This window comes from Streptomyces sp. SudanB182_2057 (assembly GCF_964272715.1).
GTDB classification, from domain to species: domain Bacteria; phylum Actinomycetota; class Actinomycetes; order Streptomycetales; family Streptomycetaceae; genus Streptomyces; species Streptomyces rubradiris.
Genome location: NZ_OZ186798.1, coordinates 3,094,520 through 3,112,424 on the forward strand (window position 1 = coordinate 3,094,520; position 17,905 = coordinate 3,112,424).

Consider the following 17,905-nt stretch of genomic DNA (forward strand, 5'->3'; position numbering starts at 1 on the left):
GGGAAGTGCAGGCCTTGCGCGAAGAGGAAGTACGGGCGTGAGGGGATGCGGCGGACCGGCCCCGGAGGGCCTCAGGCTCCGCCGGCGCCCGGCACCGGGAACGCGCCCGTCGCCCGCCGGATGATCTCCCCGTACACCTCGGGGTCGGTCGTGTACGCGCCCAGCGTCACGGTCTTGCGGCTGCCGTGATAGTCCGAGGAGCCCGTGACCAGCAGGCCCAGCTCCTTCGCCAGGCCGCGCAGCCGCGCCCGGGCGTCGAGGTCGTGGTCCATGTGGTCGACCTCGATGCCGTCCAGTCCGGCCTCCGCCAGCTGGGCGATCCGGGAGTCCGGCACGGTGCGGCCCCGCTTGGACGCGGCCGGATGGGCGAACACACAGACGCCGCCCGCGGCCTTGACCAGCCGGATCGCTTCAAAGGGGTCGGTCTCGTGCTTCTCCACGAAGGCCCGCCCGCCGTCGGCGAGCCACTCCTCGGTGAACGCGTCGCTCACCGTCGGCACGACCCCCAGCTCCACCAGCGCGCTGGCGATGTGCGGGCGCCCGACGGAGCCGCCGGCGGCGATCCGCTCGACCTGCTCCCAGGTGACCGGCACGCCCAGCATGTTGAGCCTGGCGATCATGCCCTTGGCCCGCGGCACCCGGTCGTCCCGGACCAGCTCCCGCTCGGCGAGCAGGGCGGGGTCCTCGGGGTCGAAGAGGTAGGCCAGCAGGTGCATGGAGATGCCGTCGATCCGGCAGGACAGCTCGGCGCCGGTGACCAGGGTCAGCCCCTCGGGCAGCGCGGCGAGGGCCTCGCCGTAGCCCCGGGTGGTGTCGTGATCGGTCAGCGCGACGACGTCCAGTCCGGCCGCGGCGGCGTTGCGCACCAGCTCGGCCGGGGTGTCCGTACCGTCGGAGGCCGTGGAGTGACAGTGCAGATCGATGCGCACGACGACTCCAGCCAGACGGACGTAAGGGACACGGACACCTAAGGATACCGGTGTTTTCCACCCCGACCGTCATACCCGCACACGCCTAGCGCCCCCTACGGCAGCCGACCCCAGGGGCGCGGGGCTGTCCCGAATATGCGGCTCCACCGCGCGGGCGCGACCAGCCACAACGAACCCGCACCCGCCGACGCGCAGAACCCGGCACCCTCGTGGGCGTCACGGCCGAAGCAAGCGCGGCGAAAGCGCTCCGCACGGCACCAGGTCTATCTCCGCCCCCGCGTCCCGCAGATCCGTCAGCACCAGTTCGTCGTACATCAGAAGCCCGGACTGCTCGGGCCAGATCACCGCCCACAACCACATGCCGAGCGCCTCCCCGGCGAAGACGGCGCGGTCGTCGGGGGTGCGGTAGACATGCCAGAGCGGGGTCGGGCGGCCGGCGGCCAGCACCTTGGTCTGCGGCGGCTTCTCCACGTTCATGTACGAGCCCGGGTCCGGGCCGTCGATGCCGGCGTAGCGCGCGCCCAGGCCGACGCCCAGCTCCTCGGCGATCAGGATCAGCTCGCCGGGTCCGCCGAGCGGTCCGGGGCCCGAGCAGGCCACCGCGGTCGCACGGCCGCCGCTGCGGTCGTCCCCGGCGTACGCCACGCCCGTGAAGAGCCAGCCGACCGGCAGCGGCCACGGCATCCACACCGGTACCTGTGTGCGGTGCACGACGACGTTGAGCGCCTCGACGCTGGGCGGGATCACGGGCTGCAGCGGATACACCGTGCCGTGCACATCGCACTGCCACGCATCGGCGAAGAGTCCGGGAGCCCTGACCCGGCCACCGCATCTCGGGCAACTGGGTTCGCCCCTCATAGGGCTCCACGGTCCTACCCCCGACCGCCCACGTCAAGGATGATCACCCGTCCGGACGGAAGAGCCGACCATGTGCCCGGCACACCGAGATAGATGTAGCTTGCATTAATTAGGTGCACTAACTTACTATGTGCATAACCCAACTATCTAGGACGGGAGAAGCACATGGACCCCCTAGACGCGGGAGCCGGCGGCATCCTGCGGCAGCCCAAGGCGGTCTGGGCCACGGCAGGCGCCTCCGTCGTCGCCTTCATGGGCATCGGCCTCGTCGACCCGATCCTGCCGTCGATCGCCCGGGGCCTGGACGCCACCCCCAGCCAGGTGTCCCTGCTCTTCACCTCGTACTTCCTGATCACGGCCGTCGCGATGCTGCTGACCGGCTTCGTCTCCAGCCGGATCGGCGGGAAGAGGACGCTGCTGCTCGGCCTCGCCTTCGTGGTGGTGTTCGCCGGTCTGGCCGGCACCTCCGGCTCGGTCGGCCAGCTCGTGGGGTACCGGGCCGGCTGGGGCCTCGGCAACGCGCTGTTCGTCTCCACCGCCCTCGCGGTCATCGTCGGCGCGGCGGCCGGCGGCAGCGCGGCGGCGATCCTGCTCTACGAGTCCGCGCTCGGCCTCGGCATGGCCTGCGGCCCGCTGCTCGGCGCGGTCCTCGGCAACGCCAGCTGGCGCTACCCGTTCTTCGGCACGGCCACGCTGATGGCGGTCGGCTTCCTGTGCATCGCGGGGTTCCTGAAGGAGCAGCCCAGGCCGGCCCGCAAGACCTCGGTCCTGGACCCGCTCAAGGCGCTCGGCCACGGCGGTCTGGCCTCGGCGGCGGTCTCCGCGTTCTTCTACAACTACACGTTCTTCACGGTGCTGGCCTTCACGCCGTTCGTGCTGGACATGACGCCGTACCGGTCGGGCGCGGTGTTCTTCGCCTGGGGCCTGCTGCTCGCCGTCTTCTCGGTGATCGTGGCCCCGCGCATGCAGGAGCGGTTCGGCTCGCTGAAGGTGCTCGGCGGCTCGCTGGTGCTGCTCGCGGCGGACGTGCTCGTGCTCGGCTACGGCGACCACACCGCGGCCGTCGTGTGCACGATCCTGTCCGGCGCCTTCATCGGCGTGAACAACACCGTCTACACCGAGCTGGCCCTGGGCGTGTCGGACGCCCCGCGCCCGGTGGCGAGCGCGGGCTACAACTTCGTGCGCTGGTTCGCCGCCGCCGCGGCGCCCTACTTCGCGCCCAAGATCGAGGAGTGGACCGACATCCACATCCCGTTCGTGGTGGCGGCCGTCACCGCGCTGCTGGGCGCGCTCGTGGTCCTCGTCCGGCGCCGGGCCCTCGTCCACGAAGCCGAGGAGCTCCGGCCCGGGCACGCGACCGAGGACGGCGTCGGGGTCTTCGCCAACTGACCGGATCCCGCCTTGTGTTGGTGAGATCGGTCACTCCCGGCGGCCGTGGCGGGTCAATCCAGCGGGACGGATCTCCGGGCCGGGTCCCTGAGGTCCGTCCCGTTCGCCAGCCAGCGCTCCTGGAGGGCCTGGGCGCCGTGCACCCGCTTCCAGGCGGCCTCGTTCGGGGTCATCGGCAGCAGCGGCAGGAACCGTACGGGGTCCAGCGGGGCGTCCAGCTCCAGGTCCTCGACCAGCCCGCCGGGCTCGCCCACCAGGACCGAGGTGAAGGGGGCGCCGGGCCACAGCGGCCCGCCCACGTCCAAGGAGGCTCCGGGGGCCACCACCAGGCCCTCCACCTGCGGGCTGGCGGCCAGGACGGCGAGCGGACGGAGCAGCTTGTCGGTGTCGGCGAGGCCCGCGCGGACGGACAGCACCAGTTCGGCGCGGGGTCCCTTCACCGGGTCGGCGAGCACCGCCGTGGGGTCCGTCATGGGCTGCCGGGACATCCCGAGGGTGGCGTACCGGACGACGTCCCCCTCGTGGAAGCGGAGCACCTCGATGCGGTCCGTGCCGAGGAAGGTGACGGCGGCGCGCGCGTCCGGCTCGCCCAGCGCGGTGGTCAACCGGGCCTCGACCAGAGGAAGAACATCAGCCATGCGGCGAGCATAGAACTCGTCAGTAGCGGGCAAAGGGGCACCTTGACAGTATCGGCGGCTGGTACTCTGAGCCGGGGGTTCGGGGCGACACGCGGAAGCGTCGCTGTCAAGTCCCGACACCGTTGAGACTCCCTTACGAGGGACCGGCCGGAGGAGGTGGGGCTGCCATGGATCGAAGTCGACCGTGCAGTACCACTCGCTCTTCCGGCCGCTGAATCCCGTTACCGGCTGGCCGCCGTCTTCCTTTGCGCGTCGTCGTTCGGAAGAGCATCTCGTTTCGCTTTGCCTGATCTGTCTGATCTGAATCAGTTCTGCATCGGCAGTGAAGCCGCCACCGCGACGGTGCGGTGCTCCCCGCTTTGTGGACGTGCCACGCACGCACAGCCAGGACGTCCCCATTCCGGGTAGTTCCACCCGTCGCCGCGCGCGTTTTCGCCGCCCGCCCGCGAAGGAGTCTGCCCATGTCGATGATCCGCGACCTGCGCGCCGTGGTCCGCCCCTCGTCCCGCGTCTCGCTGCGCAAGGATTCCGGGACGACGTCGTACGACACCACGCGCGACCCGTCGACGCCCTCGGCCGTCGTCGACTGCGCCGTCTACCGCGACGGCGCCCGCGTGCCCAGCGCCGGGCCGCTGAGCCCGCAGGAGGCGATGCGGCAGGTGCGCCGCGACGGCGGGTTCGTCTGGATCGGCCTGCACGAGCCGACCGAGGAGGAATTCGCCGGGATCGCCGGTGAGTTCGGGCTGCACCCGCTGGCCGTGGAGGACGCCGTGCAGGCGCACCAGCGGCCCAAGCTGGAGCGCTACGACGACTCGCTGTTCACGGTCTTCAAGACCATCCACTACGTCGAGCACGACCGGCTGACCGCCAACAGCGAGGTCGTGGAGACCGGCGAGGTCATGTGCTTCACCGGACGGGACTTCTTCATCACCGTCCGGCACGGCGGCCAGGGTTCGCTGCGCGCCCTGCGCCACCGCCTCCAGGACGACCCGGAGCTGCTGGCCAAGGGCCCCTCGGCCGTGCTGCACGCCATCGCCGACCATGTGGTGGACGGCTACATCGCGGTCGCCCACGCGGTGCAGGACGACATCGACGAGGTGGAGACCGAGGTCTTCTCGCCCGGCCGCAAGGGCGGGGTCTCGCGCGGTGTGGACTCCGCCCGGATCTACCAACTCAAGCGCGAGGTACTGGAGTTCAAGCGCGCGGTGGCGCCGCTGCTGCGGCCCATGCAGCTGCTGAGCGAGCGGCCGATGCGGCTGATCGACCCGGACATCCAGAAGTACTTCCGGGACGTGGCCGACCACCTGGCCCGGGTCCAGGAGCAGGTCATGGGCTTCGACGAACTGCTCAACTCCATCCTCCAGGCCAATCTCGCCCAGGCGTCCGTCGCGCAGAACGAGGACATGCGCAAGATCACCGCATGGGCGGCCATCATCGCCGTACCGACGATGGTGTGCGGGGTGTACGGCATGAACTTCGAGCACATGCCGGAGCTGCACTGGCGGTACGGCTATCCGGTGATCATGGGCATCACCGCCGCGATCTGTCTGGGCATCCACCGCACGCTGAAGCGCAACGGCTGGCTGTGAGCGGCCGGTGCGGGCCGGTCGGCGGCCCGGTGCGGCCTGGTTAGGCTGGGGCCCATGACAAGCGAGCTGCTCGACCGGGCCCTCATCGAGGAGGCCGCGAAGAAGTCCGGCCTCATCTGGGTCAGGGGCGCCGGTGCCCCGGCCGCGCGGGCGCTGTGGCACGTGTGGCACGAGGGCGCGGTGTGCGTGGTCGGCGACGGGCCGGGCGAGCAGCCGCTGGCGGGGCTGGCCGACGGGGGCCTCGCCGAGGTGAGCGTGCGCAGCAAGGACAAGGGCGGCCGGCTGGTGACGTTCCCGGCCGCCGTGAGCGAACTGGCGTCCGGGTCCGAGGAGTGGGAGTCGGCGGTCGCCGAGCTGAAGGGCAAGCGGCTGAACGCCCCCGACGGCGAGCGGATGCCGGCCCGCTGGGCGCGCGAGTGCCGGGTGCTGCGCCTGGTGCCGGCCGGCCCGGTGACCCCGCTGCCGGACGGCAATCTCGCGGAGCGCCCGGTGCCGACTCCGGTGACCACGCGCGGTCCGGTACCGGCGGGCCTACCGAAGCTGCTGGTGAAGCGGAAGAAGAAGTAACGACAAGGGCTGAGCGCGGTCGCGGCGGACACCCGCGGTTGACCGTCCGTGCGCGGTGTCGCGCCGCCCCCGGTCCGGCCCGCTCGCTACGACGCCGGCAGCTGTCTGCCGTAGTCCACCGTCTCCGACTTCGCCGGCTCCTCGACGGTGAAGTTCCTGCCCCAGTCGGAGAAGCGGAGCGTCCCCGCCTGCCCGCCCCGGACCAGGCGCAGCGGGTACGGCGTGCCCTGGAGGGACACGTCCAGCGTGCCGCCGGAACCGCGGTCGCCGGTGATCCGGATCGTGCGGGTACCCGATCCGTCGGCGTGCCGGCCGTCCGTCGCCAGCGTGCCGTGCAGCGTCAGCAGACCGTCGAGGAGGTCGTCCTTGTCCGTGAAGCCGCTGAACTTCCGGTACGCGGGATCCTGCCGCGGCACCTTCACGTACTTGTCGTCCAGCTTGCCGGAGGCGCCGTCGCCGCCGTCGGCGTGGTTCCAGAAGTCCGCGCCCGCCTTGAGGTACAGGTCCTCGCCGACCCGCAGCAGCTGGAACGTCGTGCCCTGCGCGGTCACCGACCCGGTGCCGCCGTCGTCCTTGAGCCGCATGTCCAGCCGGTACGTACGGCCGCTGGTGACCACGGTCCCGGACAGCCGTACCGCGCTCGCCGCGTCCGCCGCGGCCCGCGTCCTGGCCTGGATCCGGTCGGGGGTCAGCTTGCCCACCCCGTTGGTCCCGGCGTCGGGATCGTCGTTGCCGCCGCACCCCGACAGCACCAGCGCTCCCGTCACGGCCAGTGCGCGGGCCGCGGTCACCCAAGCGGTGCGGCGGGTACGGCCCCGGGGAATCGCAGTCACCAAGGGAGCTGCCTTTCTGACGGTTCCTGAGCGGCGTACCGCAGGGTACCGGGGCGCCGCCCACCCGGCGGAGCCGGTCCGTCCGGACCGCCCACCAGGGCGTATCCGACCGGGACGGGCTAGCCTGAAGCGCACACGTGCGGGCATGTCCGAGCAAATCCCACGATCCTCACGCAAAGGAAGCACAGTCATGGCAGCCGGCGCTCCCCGGATCTTCGTCTCGCACCTCGCCGGGGTGCCCGTCTTCGACCCGGCCGGCGACCAGGTGGGCCGCGTCCGCGACGTGGTCGTCATGCTGCGCGTCGGGCGGCGGCCCCCGCGGGTCCTCGGACTGGTCGTGGAGCTGTCCACCCGGCGCCGCATCTTCCTGCCCATGACCCGGGTGACCGGCATCGAGTCGGGCCAGGTCATCACCACCGGCGTGCTCAACGTCCGGCGCTTCGAGCAGCGGCCCACCGAGCGGCTGGTCTTCGGCGAACTGCTGGACCGGCGGGTGACGCTGGTGGAGACCGGCGAGGAGGTCACCGTCCTCGACGTGTCCGTGCAGCAGCTGCCCGCCCGCCGGGACTGGGAGGTCGACCGGGTCTTCCTGCGCAAGGGGCGCAAGGGCGGCGCCTTCCGGCGGGCCAAGGGGGAGACGCTGACCGCCGAGTGGTCGGCCGTCACCGGCTTCTCCCTGGAGGAGCACGGGCAGGGCGCCGAGAGCCTGCTCGCCACCTTCGAGCAGCTGCGCCCCGCCGACCTCGCCAACGTCCTGCACCACCTGTCCCCCAAGCGGCGCGCCGAGGTGGCCGCCGCCCTGGACGACGACCGGCTCGCCGACGTCCTCGAAGAGCTGCCGGAGGACGACCAGATCGAGATCCTCGGCAAGCTGAAGGAGGAGCGCGCGGCGGACGTGCTGGAGGCGATGGACCCGGACGACGCGGCCGACCTGCTGGGCGAGCTGCCCGAGGAGGACAAGGAGCGGCTGCTGAGCCTGATGCAGCCCGCCGACGCGGCCGACATGCGCCGGCTGATGGCGTACGAGGAGCACACGGCCGGCGGTCTGATGACCACCGAGCCGATCGTGCTGCGCCCGGACGCCACCGTCGCCGACGCGCTCGCCCGGGTCCGCAACCCGGACCTCTCCCCCGCCCTCGCCGCGCAGGTCTACGTCTGCCGCCCGCCCGACGAGACCCCGACCGGCAAGTACCTGGGCACCGTGCACTTCCAACGGCTGCTGCGGGACCCTCCGTACACCCTGGTCAGCTCGCTGGTCGACCACGATCTGCAGCCCCTGGACCCGGACGCGGCGCTGCCCGTCGTCGCCGGGTTCTTCGCCGCCTACGACATGGTGGCGGCGCCCGTGGTGGACGAGTCGGGGTCGCTGCTCGGCGCGGTGACCGTGGACGACGTACTGGACCACATGCTGCCCGACGACTGGCGGGAGACGGAGTTCCACCTGGACAACGGCGAGGAGGCGCCCCCGCATGGTTCCTGAGCGCGAGTCCGTGACCCGCGAGCGCCACCCGGCGGGCGCCACGGCCGCCGGCCGGCCCCGGATGCCCCGGCTGGACCAGCCGCGCCCGCCCCGGCGCCGGTTCCTGCCCGAGTGGGACCCGGAGGCCTTCGGCCGGCTGTCGGAGAAGATCGCCCGGTTCCTGGGCACGGGGCGCTTCATCGTCTGGATGACGGTCGTCATCATCGTGTGGGTGCTGTGGAACATCGCCGCGCCCCGCCATCTGCGGTTCGACGAGTACCCGTTCATCTTCCTCACCCTGATGCTGTCCCTCCAGGCGTCCTACGCGGCCCCGCTGATCCTGCTCGCGCAGAACCGGCAGGACGACCGGGACCGGGTCAACCTGGAGCAGGACCGAAAGCAGAACGAGCGGTCCATCGCCGACACCGAGTACCTGACCCGGGAGGTGGCCGCGCTGCGCACCGGGCTGGGCGAGGTGGCCACCCGCGACTGGATCCGCTCCGAGCTCCAGGACCTGCTGAAGGAGCTGGAGGAGCACCGCCGTCCCGACGGACGCGCAGGTCATGTCGTATTCCCGGCGGAACGGGCGGAACGCCCGCCGGGACGTGACACAGACGACCGCTGAAGGGCATCCCGCAGGCCCCTCGGCGGGCCGTACCATCGTCCTTATGGCTACGGAAGACGCGGTGCGCGAGGCACTGGCGACGGTGAACGACCCCGAGATCAACCGCCCGATCACCGAACTCGGGATGGTCAAGTCCGTGGAGATCGGCCCGGACGGAGCGGTCGCGGTCACCGTGTATCTGACGGTGTCCGGCTGCCCGATGCGGGACACCATCACGCAACGCGTCACCGAGGCGGTCTCCCGGGTCGAGGGCGTCACCCGGGTCGACGTCACCCTGGACGTGATGAGCGACGAGCAGCGCAAGGAGCTGGCGGCGGCGCTGCGCGGCGGCCAGGCCGAGCGCGAGGTCCCCTTCGCCAAGCCGGGCAACCTCACCCGCGTCTACGCGGTCGCGTCCGGCAAGGGCGGGGTCGGCAAGTCCTCGGTGACGGTCAACCTGGCGGCGGCGATGGCGGCCGACGGCCTGAAGGTCGGTGTCGTGGACGCCGACATCTACGGTCACAGCGTGCCGCGCATGCTGGGCGCCGACGGCCGGCCCACCCAGGTCGAGAACATGATCATGCCGCCGTCCGCGAACGGCGTGAAGGTCATCTCCATCGGCATGTTCACGCCGGGCAACGCCCCGGTCGTGTGGCGCGGCCCGATGCTGCACCGCGCTCTCCAGCAGTTCCTCGCCGACGTCTACTGGGGCGACCTGGACGTGCTGCTGCTGGACCTGCCGCCCGGCACGGGTGACATCGCGATCTCCGTGGCCCAGCTCGTCCCGAACGCCGAGATCCTGGTCGTGACGACCCCGCAGCAGGCGGCGGCCGAGGTCGCCGAGCGCGCCGGTTCCATCGCCGTGCAGACCCACCAGAAGATCGTCGGCGTGGTCGAGAACATGTCCGGCCTGCCCTGCCCGCACTGCGGCGAGATGGTCGACGTCTTCGGCACGGGCGGCGGCCAGCTGGTCGCCGACGGCCTCACCCGCACCACGGGCACGACGGTCCCGGTCCTCGGCAGCATCCCCATCGACGTCCGCCTCCGCGAGGGCGGCGACGAGGGCAAGCCGGTGGTGCTCACCGACCCGGGCTCCCCGGCGGGCTCGGCCCTGCGCGCCATCGCCGGCAAGCTGGGCGGCAGGCAGCGCGGTCTGTCGGGCCTGTCGCTGGGCCTGACGCCGAAGAACAAGTTCTGAGGGGTTCTCAGCGGGCGACGGGGCCGCGTCCCGGAAGGGGCGCCGCACCCGCCGGACGGCTCAGGGCCCTGCGACGAGGGGGCGCCGGAATCACCCGGCGCCCCCTCGCTCACGCGTAAGCGGCGATGTCCTTCACCACAGCGAACCCGAGCCCGTACGCGCTCATCCCCCGCCCGTACGCGCCCAGATGGACCCCCGCGCCGGTCGTACCGGCGAGCACCCACCCGAACTCGGACTCCCGGTAATGGAACGAGGCGGCGACCCCGTCGACCGGCAGGGAGAGCCGGGACCACTCCGGCCCGTCCAGGTCGTCGGCCAGGGCCCACGCCGTCTCCGTCTGCTGCTCCAGCCAGTCGTCCCGCAGGCTGTGGTCCATCTGCCCGGGCCAGGTGAACGACAGCAGCCCGACCCCGGCCAGCCACGCCGCGGAGGACACCGACGTGGCCTCCAGCAGCCCGGTGCCGTCGGCGCTCCGCCGGGAGGGCTGCTCGGCGACGGTCACCACCACCGCGAACTTCTCCCGCGGCTCGCCGGAACCGGTCTCGCCCCGCAGCGAGGGCTCGTCCCCGTGCCCGATCGAGCCGTGCTCCACGGCACCGTCGGACGTCATGCCGACCTGCATCAGCCAGCGCGGCCCGGTGAACGCCTCGTCGAGCCCGTACCAGGGGAAGGGCGCCCGCAGATAACCGTCGACCGTACGCCGGGCGGAGGGGAGCTGTTGTCCGCCCTCCGCGGCCGGCGCCTGCGCGCCCACCCGACTCGTCGTCTCCATCTGCCCGGACGCCTCCTCGCTCTCGTCGGACCGGCCGGCCCGCCCCCCTTCGGGCGTACGCGCCAGGTCCGCACAACAACTCGGCAGCATATCCACACCGCTGACAGCGGCAGGGCAGGCGCTGGATGCGTGGGTCGCGCGAACGGCCTGTTCACGCCGTGCGCGACGGGTGCGCGCTATGAAACACGTCACGTGTGCGGCGTACGCCCGCCTGCGTGTCGGGAGGAGAGGGCGTGGCTTATGTGGCGTCCATGTCGAAGGGCGGGCGGTCGTCGCCGGGGCCTTCGGGCTTCTTGGTCATGTCGACGCGTCCGCCGGAGGCCGGGGGCGGGGAGGACGGCGCCTCGCTGTCGCGGCCGTGGACGGCGTCCGTGACCTCGGCCATCTCCTTCTTCAGGTCGAAGCCGTTGCGGATCTCCTTCAGGCCCAGATCTTCGTTGTCCAGCTGCTTGCGGATGAAGGTCTTGGGATTGAGATCCTCGAACTCGAAGTCCTTGAACTCCGGGCCCAGTTCCTCACGGATGTCCTGCTTGGCGCTCTCCGAGAACTCACGGATCTTCCGGATCGTGCGCGTGACGTCCTGGATGACCTTGGGGAGCTTGTCCGGACCGAAGACGAGCACGGCGAGCACGATGATGGTCACCAGCTCCAGTGGCCCTATGTCATTGAACACCTGACGCTCCTTGCGATGTCCTCGGTCGCTCAACGGTACCCGGCCATCCCGTCCGACCGGTACCGTCCCGAGGTGAGACTTCTGTCAGTTCTGCTCGGAGGCGCCCAGCACGAGTGACACCTCCCGCTCCGTACCGCCCCGTTCGACCGTCAGGCGCAGCCGGTCGCCGGGCCGGTGGGCGCGGATCCTGACGATCAGCTCCCGGCCGGTGCGCACGCGCGCGCCGTCGGCCTCGGTGATGACGTCGCCCGCCTTCAGTCCGGCGCGGTCGCCGGGCCCGCCCGGGGTGACGGCGGGGCCGCCGTCGGCGCCCTTGCCGCCGATGCGGGCGCCGTCGCCGGGGTGGCCCATGTCGAGCGTGACGCCGATCACCGGGTGGGTGGCGTGGCCGTGGTCGATCAGTTCCCCGGCGACCCGCTCGGCCTGGTTGACGGGTATGGCGAAGCCGAGGCCGATGGAGCCGGACCGGTCGCCGTCGGGGTCGGAGCCGCCGCCGGCCGAGCGGATGGCGGTGTTGACGCCGATGACCCGGGCGTGGGAGTCGAGCAGCGGGCCGCCGGAGTTGCCCGGGTTGATGGGGGCGTCGGTCTGGAGCGCGTCGACGTAGCTGGTGTCGCTGCCGTCGCTCTTCTCGCCGCCGGCCGTGATGGGCCGCTCCTTGGCGCTGATGACGCCGGAGGTCACCGTGCCCGCGAGGTCGAAGGGGGCGCCGATGGCCACGACGGGGTCGCCCACCCGCACGTCGTCGGAGTCGCCGAGGGGCAGCGGGGTGAGGTCGTGGACGCCGTGCACCCGGACGACGGCGAGGTCGTAGCCGCCGTCGCGGCCGACCACCTCGGCCTCCACGGTGTCGCCGCTGTCGAACGTCACGGTTATCTCGCCGTCGGGCCCGGCGGGCTCGACCACGTGGTTGTTGGTGAGGATGTGCCCCTCGGTGTCGAGGACGAAGCCGGTGCCGGTGCCCGCCCCGTCGTCGCCCCGCACGTGCAGGGTGACCACGCCGGGCAGGGCGCGGGCGGCGATCCCGGCCACGCTGTCCGGCGCGCGGCCGGCCGGCACGCTGCCGGGCCGCGGCAGCCGTACGCCGCCGAGTCGCTCGTGTTCGACGTAGGCGCCGACGGCTCCGCCGATGCCGCCGGAGACCACGGCGACGGCGAGGGTCCACCCGATGACCCACCGCCAGGCCCGCCGCCTGCGCTGCGCCCGCGTCAGCACCTTGGCCCCCGTCTGCTGCAACGGCTCCCGCTCCTGAGCCGCGACCCAGGGGTCATAACCGGCCCAGGGATCGGCACCGGCACCGCCTTGCGGGCTGGGGGGTGGGGCGGCCTCGGGCGCCGGGCCGGAGAGTGCGGCGACATCGGGCACCGGCACGGGCTCCGGGCCGGGGAGTACGGCGGCCCCGGGCATCGTTGTGGGCTCCGGTCCCTGCGGCTGCGGGGCGGGGGTGCCGTGGGGTGGGGGGAACGCGGGGTCTGCGGACGGTGTGGGGTGCGGCGCCTGGGGGGCGAGGGCCGTGGCGGGAGCCGGCGCCGGGGGTGCGGGGGCCATGACCGGCGCGGGCGTCTGCGGCGCGGGGGCCACGGCTGGGCCCGGTGCCTGCGGCGCGGGCGCGTCCTGCGGTACGGGGGGTGCGGGCGCTCCGGGGGCCGTGGGTATCGGCGGGGCCGGGGGCGCGGGTAGGGCCGTGCCGTACGCCGGGGGGAACGCCGGATGCTGGACCGGTGGCGCGGGCGCCCAAGGGCCCGGTTCACCGTACGGCGGGGTGCTGTAGGGGTCGGGATCGTGCAGGGGCGTGATCCGCTCGGCCCCGGCCCGCTCACCGGAGTCCGGTACGACGGCCTCCCCGCCCGGACCACCGGAACCCCCGGCAGACACGGCGACCGCCTCGGGCACACCGGCCGAACCGGCCACCGCGCCCGACTCGGGTGACGCCACCTCGCGCCGCCCGGCGGCTCCCGCCCCCTCCGGCGCGTTCACCGTCGCCACGGGCCGCGCAGGACCCGCGCCCATCTCCCCGGTCTCCCTCCCAGCCTCTCCCCCGGTCTCCCCAGAGGTGCCGGACGGCGTGGTCGGTGTCGGCTTGGGCAGTTCGAAGTCGCCGTCGGGGGTCGGAGCGGTCGGTGGTGTCCCCGTCGTGCCCTGCGGTCCGTCCGTCGGCGGCTCCGTCGGCGGCACGCCGTTCCCCTCGTTCATGCTCCCCCCACGGCTGGTCACGGGACATCGGCCGCCGCCCCGGGTCGGCGCCACGGGCGCGGCTCCCAGGATTCAACCAGGTCCGCGGGCCGTGGCGCGGTGACGGTCAGGGCGAGGGACGCGGGGAGGGCGTGGTGTCGGGGACGGGGGCGGACAGGCGGCCTGAGCCGGTGGCCCCGGGGGGCATGGGCCAGTCGGTGAGCGGGAGGGCCACCGTCTCGTCCAGCGGGCGTATCAGCGGGGAGATGGCGGCCGCACCGGCGAACACCGGCGCGGTCAGCGCGCGTACCGCCTCCGCTCGGTCGTGCCCGGAGGCCGGGGCGGGAACCCCGGGCAGCAGCGGCGCGGAGAGCGAGGTCGGCGCCACCGGTGCGGAGCCGAGCAGCGCGCCGCCCTGGGCGAGCAGCGGTCCCACGGGCCGTCGGCGCTGGCTGTCCGGCGTGGCCGCGCCGCCGCCCGTGCCGGAGCCGGCCGAGCGCACCGGGACGACCCCGGAGCCGCTGCGGGCGTCCGTGGCCGGATCGCCGGGGAAGCCGGTGGTCACGCCGCCGAGGGCCAGCGCGGCCAGTGACACCGCGCCGGCGGCGGCGAACGCGAACCGCCGGCCGCGCGAGGCGGTGCGGGCGTCGTCCGGGCGGCCGACGGGATGGATGCGGAAGCCGTCGCCGCGGGGGCCGTCGGCGCCGTCCGCGCCGGCCGGGAGCAGGCCGTGCGGGCGGGCCGGGACGTACCCGAACGGCAGGCGGTCGCCGCGCCGCGACCCGAAGGGCCCGAGGCCGCCGGAGGTGCCGGGCCCGGGCCCGGGTGACGGCGTGCTGCCGCCGCCGTCCGGGTCTCCCCCGGGAAGGCCCTGGAGGCGGGCCAGGAGGCTCGCCGAGGGCGGGGGCGGGGCGGCCTCCGCGAAGACGTTCTTCAGCGCGCGCTGGGCGTCCGCCTCGGCCTTGCACCGGGCGCAGGTGGCCAGGTGCGCGAGGACCCGCTCACGCGTCTCATGACCGAGTTCCCCGTCCACCAGGGCGGAGAGCCGGTCTCCCAGGTGCTGCTCTGCGAGGTGTGCCTCCTCGGCAGGTTTCGACCGAGATCCACTCACGCGGTCGCGCCCCCTCCTCCCAGCGCGGGGACCCGGGCCAGGAAGGAGCGCCGCTCGGCCGCGCGGGCCTCCGGGGAGCGGTGCGCGAGCGCCTTGCGGAGCTGGGACCGGCCGCGGTGGATACGGGAGCGGACCGTGCCGAGCTTCACGCCGAGGGTGGCGGCGATCTCCTCGTACGACAGTCCCTCGATGTCGCACAGGACGACGGCGGCGCGGAACTCGGGCGCCAGGGTGTCCAGGGCCTGCTGCACGTCGGCGTCGAAGTGCGCGTCGTTGAACAGCTGTTGCGGGGTGGGCTCCCGGCTGGCCAGCCGCTCGGCCGCGTCGTCGCCGAGGGCGTCGAAGCGGATGCGCTGCTTGCGCCGGACCATGTCCAGGAAGAGGTTGGTGGTGATGCGGTGCAGCCAGCCCTCGAAGGTGCCCGGCGAGTACGTCGACAGGGAGCGGAAGACGCGGACGAAGACTTCCTGGGTGAGGTCCTCGGCGTCGTGCTGGTTGCCCGTCAGGCGGTACGCCAGTCGGTAGACCCGGCCGCTGTGCGTGCTGACGATCTCGTCCCACGTGGGCGGAGTCCACGCCTGCCCGTCCGCGTCGGTGGTGAAGGTCGCGGTCGGGGTCTCGCCCGCGGCGATCCCGGCGGCGTGGCTGTCAGCAGCGGTGTCGGTCACGGATTTCGGCCTGCCCGCCGACCCGAGGAAGCGCCGCAGCACTCCGCCCCGGTCCCCGGGCGCAGCCGCACCTCCCCTGTCGGCTCTGGTGGTGTCCAGTGGAGCCCCTACCATAGCCACCTCGCCCGTTAGCTCCGGATAAGCGGTTTTACGAGAATTTGATACTCGCTGATCCGGCTCGTCCGGCTGCGTCAGCAGTTGCTCGGCGTCCTGCCCCACCGCTCGCCCCCCGTCGCGTCGCCGGTCACCGTCTCATCCCTGTAAACGCACGGGCTCATCTGCGGGTTCCCGCCGCCAACGGATACAGTCACGCCCAGGCAACCACGGGGACAGGAGAGGGTCATTACCGCCAACCGGCAGACGAGCTGGGCGTTCGCCGACGCCTTTGTCGCCGAGGACGAAGCGCTGCGCTGGGCCCGCGACCGGGCCCGCGAGGCAGGGCTGCGCTCGGTGGCGCCCAGCACGGGCGCCGCGCTGCGACTGCTCGCCGCCTCCGTGGACGCGAAGGCGGTCGCGGAGATCGGCACCGGCTGCGGGGTGTCCGGCATTCATCTGCTGCACGGGATGCGGCCGGACGGGGTGCTCACGACGGTGGACCCGGAGCCGGACCACCAGCAGTTCGCCCGGCAGGCCTTCCGCGGCTGCGGCTTCGCCAGCAACCGGGCCCGGTTCATCCCCGGCCGCGCCCTGGAGGTCCTGCCGCGCCTCGCCGACGCGGGCTATGACCTCGTGTTCTGCGACGGCGACCGGCTGGAGTACCCGGACTATCTCGCCGAATCGTTGCGCCTGCTGCGGCCGGGCGGCCTGGTGGTCTTCGAGGGCGTCTTCGCGGACGGCCGTACGGTCGACTCGGGGCCCCAGCCCGCCGAGGTGCTGCGGCTGCGGGAGCTGCTGCGCACCGTGCGGGAGAGCCAGGAGCTGGTGTCGTCGCTGCTGCCGGTGGGCGACGGACTGCTGTGCGCCGTCAAGCGATGACGGCGGAACAGGCGGGACGGACGGCGCCGGCCGCCCCCGGAGACGCGGCTGCCCCGGCACCGCGTACGATGCCGGGGCAGCTGCGAGGACAGAATCGGAACGTCAGACGACGACGTTCTTGAGGGCGTCGGCGAGCGCCGCCGCCTCGTCAGGGGTCAGCTCGACGACGAGTCGACCGCCGCCTTCGAGCGGAACGCGCATGACGATGCCCCGCCCCTCCTTGGTCACCTCGAGCGGGCCATCACCCGTCCGCGGCTTCATGGCCGCCATGCTCGTTCCCCTTCCTGAAACCAGCTCATCGTCTCTGCCGGTACCCCCGGGCAGGGGGCACCCGCCATCCGAAACGGACACGCGACACCGGCATCGAACACATTGCTTCCTGGCCATTATCCCGCATGGCAGGACCCGATGACCAACATCGGTCGGCATCGCTTGGGCAACGCGCGCGAGCAAAACCACCCAATTCGGCGATGTGCCTGCGATACTTCGCCACCCCGCCAGGCCCCGTCGGCCGACTCCGTCCCGGATTTCTTTGACGCAGGTCACACGTCCGCTCCGGCCGCCGGACGGTGATCTCCGCCATGCTGTCCTCAGACATGGACGTACTGAGCGGTACGTCACCAGCGGTTACTCCGGAGGGGACACGCCATGGCCGACACCGTGCTCTACGAGGTGAGCGACGGGCTCGCGACGATCACGCTGAACCGCCCCGAGGCGATGAACGCGCTGAACATCGCGACGAAGGCGGCCCTGCGGGAGGCGGCGGAATCGGCGGCCGGGGACACGGCCGTCCGGGCGATCCTGCTGACCGCCGCCGGGGACCGGGCCTTCTGCGTGGGCCAGGACCTCAAGGAGCACATCGGGCTGCTGGCCGGCGACCGGGAGACCGGCGCCGGGCAGACGATGAGCACGGTCAAGGAGCACTACAACCCGATCGTGCGGGCCCTGACCGGGGCGCCGAAGCCGGTGGTCGCGGCGGTGAACGGCGTCGCGGCCGGCGCCGGGTTCGGCTTCGCGCTCGCCGCGGACTACCGGCTGGTGGCCGACACCGCCAAGTTCAACACCTCCTTCGCGGGCGTCGCCCTGACCGCCGACTCCGGCATCTCCTGGACGCTGCCCCGGGTGGTCGGCCCGGGCCGCGCCGCCGACCTGCTGCTCTTCCCGCGCAGCATCGACGCCCAGGACGCTCTGGAGCTGGGCATCGCCAACCGGGTCGTACCGGCGGGCGAACTGCGCGCCGAGGCCGCGAAGGTGGCGCGGGCACTGGCCGAGGGGCCGACGGTGGCGTACGCGGCGATCAAGGAGGCGGTGGCCTACGGGCTGACGCACTCCCTGGAGGAGACGCTGGAGAAGGAGGACGAGCTGCAGACGCGGGCCGGGCGGTCCGAGGACCACCACATCGCCGTCCAGGCGTTCGTCGCCAAGGAGAAGCCGAAGTACCTGGGGCGGTAGCGCGCCGCGGGGCCGGCG

The 17,905-nt window shown here is 72.8% G+C and carries 18 protein-coding genes; 8 read left to right on the plus strand and 10 right to left on the minus strand.

Annotated elements, in window-relative coordinates; all coding sequences use genetic code 11:
* Positions 1-71: 71 nt before the first annotated feature.
* A complete protein-coding gene (locus tag ACSURM_RS13145; protein ID WP_436955171.1) occupies positions 72-929 on the minus strand; it encodes a PHP domain-containing protein in 858 nt (285 codons plus the stop codon).
* A gap of 216 nt (positions 930-1,145) precedes the next feature.
* Complete coding sequence (locus ACSURM_RS13150; protein ID WP_030614772.1) at positions 1,146-1,787, minus strand: DUF6758 family protein; 642 nt, start codon at positions 1,785-1,787, stop codon at positions 1,146-1,148.
* A 165-nt stretch (positions 1,788-1,952) separates the two neighbouring features.
* Here ACSURM_RS13150 and ACSURM_RS13155 point away from each other — a divergent pair, with 165 nt between their 5' ends.
* The gene (locus ACSURM_RS13155; RefSeq protein WP_436955172.1) at positions 1,953-3,176 is read left to right on the plus strand and encodes an MFS transporter; all 1,224 of its coding nucleotides are present in this window, start codon (positions 1,953-1,955) and stop codon (positions 3,174-3,176) included.
* Positions 3,177-3,229: 53 nt separating this feature from the next.
* On the opposite strand, the gene ACSURM_RS13160 is transcribed toward ACSURM_RS13155, so the two are convergent.
* Positions 3,230-3,814, minus strand: coding sequence for a suppressor of fused domain protein (locus ACSURM_RS13160; RefSeq protein ID WP_436955173.1), 585 nt, complete (start codon positions 3,812-3,814; stop codon positions 3,230-3,232).
* Between the two features lie 461 nt (positions 3,815-4,275).
* On the opposite strand from ACSURM_RS13160, the gene ACSURM_RS13165 reads away from it, so the two are divergent.
* Both ACSURM_RS13165 and ACSURM_RS13170 read left to right on the plus strand, forming a co-directional pair.
* Positions 4,276-5,403, plus strand: coding sequence for a magnesium and cobalt transport protein CorA (locus tag ACSURM_RS13165; RefSeq protein WP_436955174.1), 1,128 nt, complete (start codon positions 4,276-4,278; stop codon positions 5,401-5,403).
* A gap of 54 nt (positions 5,404-5,457) precedes the next feature.
* On the plus strand, positions 5,458-5,970 hold the full coding sequence (locus tag ACSURM_RS13170; RefSeq protein ID WP_436955175.1) for a hypothetical protein: 513 nt from the start codon (positions 5,458-5,460) through the stop codon (positions 5,968-5,970).
* 86 nt (positions 5,971-6,056) lie between these two features.
* Here ACSURM_RS13170 and ACSURM_RS13175 read toward each other — a convergent pair whose 3' ends face one another.
* Positions 6,057-6,803 (minus strand): hypothetical protein, encoded by a 747-nt coding sequence (locus ACSURM_RS13175; RefSeq protein ID WP_436955176.1) that lies wholly within the window; start codon positions 6,801-6,803, stop codon positions 6,057-6,059.
* Positions 6,804-6,993: 190 nt separating this feature from the next.
* Here ACSURM_RS13175 and ACSURM_RS13180 point away from each other — a divergent pair, with 190 nt between their 5' ends.
* The 3 genes from ACSURM_RS13180 to ACSURM_RS13190 are packed head-to-tail and all read left to right on the plus strand — an operon-like array spanning position 6,994 to position 10,064.
* A complete protein-coding gene (locus ACSURM_RS13180) occupies positions 6,994-8,283 on the plus strand; it encodes a magnesium transporter MgtE N-terminal domain-containing protein (protein ID WP_189997366.1) in 1,290 nt (429 codons plus the stop codon).
* Entirely contained in the window at positions 8,273-8,887 is a 615-nt protein-coding gene (locus ACSURM_RS13185; protein WP_436955177.1) for a DUF1003 domain-containing protein, read from the plus strand. The genes ACSURM_RS13180 and ACSURM_RS13185 overlap by 11 nt, the downstream gene beginning before the upstream one ends.
* Positions 8,888-8,930: 43 nt before the next feature.
* On the plus strand, positions 8,931-10,064 hold the full coding sequence (locus tag ACSURM_RS13190) for an Mrp/NBP35 family ATP-binding protein (protein ID WP_436955178.1): 1,134 nt from the start codon (positions 8,931-8,933) through the stop codon (positions 10,062-10,064).
* A 109-nt stretch (positions 10,065-10,173) separates the two neighbouring features.
* Here the strand turns inward: ACSURM_RS13190 and ACSURM_RS13195 are convergent, their stop codons facing one another.
* From ACSURM_RS13195 to sigE, 5 genes are all read right to left on the minus strand, one after another.
* Positions 10,174-10,836, minus strand: coding sequence for a hypothetical protein (locus ACSURM_RS13195; RefSeq protein WP_436955179.1), 663 nt, complete (start codon positions 10,834-10,836; stop codon positions 10,174-10,176).
* A 238-nt stretch (positions 10,837-11,074) separates the two neighbouring features.
* On the minus strand, positions 11,075-11,509 hold the full coding sequence (locus tag ACSURM_RS13200; protein WP_436955180.1) for a sec-independent translocase: 435 nt from the start codon (positions 11,507-11,509) through the stop codon (positions 11,075-11,077).
* An 84-nt stretch (positions 11,510-11,593) separates the two neighbouring features.
* Positions 11,594-13,702 carry a trypsin-like peptidase domain-containing protein gene (locus tag ACSURM_RS13205; protein WP_436955181.1) on the minus strand — a complete coding sequence of 703 codons (2,109 nt, stop codon included), beginning with the start codon at positions 13,700-13,702 and terminating at the stop codon, positions 11,594-11,596.
* 106 nt (positions 13,703-13,808) lie between these two features.
* Positions 13,809-14,792, minus strand: coding sequence for a zf-HC2 domain-containing protein (locus ACSURM_RS13210; protein ID WP_436955182.1), 984 nt, complete (start codon positions 14,790-14,792; stop codon positions 13,809-13,811).
* A complete protein-coding gene (gene sigE, locus ACSURM_RS13215; protein WP_391343021.1) occupies positions 14,789-15,502 on the minus strand; it encodes an RNA polymerase sigma factor SigE in 714 nt (237 codons plus the stop codon). Before sigE ends, ACSURM_RS13210 begins: the two co-directional genes overlap by 4 nt.
* Positions 15,503-15,736: 234 nt before the next feature.
* Here sigE and ACSURM_RS13220 point away from each other — a divergent pair, with 234 nt between their 5' ends.
* Complete coding sequence (locus tag ACSURM_RS13220) at positions 15,737-16,435, plus strand: O-methyltransferase (protein ID WP_436961066.1); 699 nt, start codon at positions 15,737-15,739, stop codon at positions 16,433-16,435.
* Between the two features lie 102 nt (positions 16,436-16,537).
* Here the strand turns inward: ACSURM_RS13220 and ACSURM_RS13225 are convergent, their stop codons facing one another.
* Positions 16,538-16,705, minus strand: a complete 168-nt coding sequence (locus tag ACSURM_RS13225; RefSeq protein WP_004950282.1) for a DUF3117 domain-containing protein — start codon at positions 16,703-16,705, stop codon at positions 16,538-16,540.
* Between the two features lie 378 nt (positions 16,706-17,083).
* Between ACSURM_RS13225 and ACSURM_RS13230 the strand changes: the two genes are divergently transcribed.
* Positions 17,084-17,887, plus strand: coding sequence for an enoyl-CoA hydratase/isomerase family protein (locus ACSURM_RS13230; RefSeq protein WP_436955183.1), 804 nt, complete (start codon positions 17,084-17,086; stop codon positions 17,885-17,887).
* Positions 17,888-17,905 lie beyond the last annotated feature (18 nt).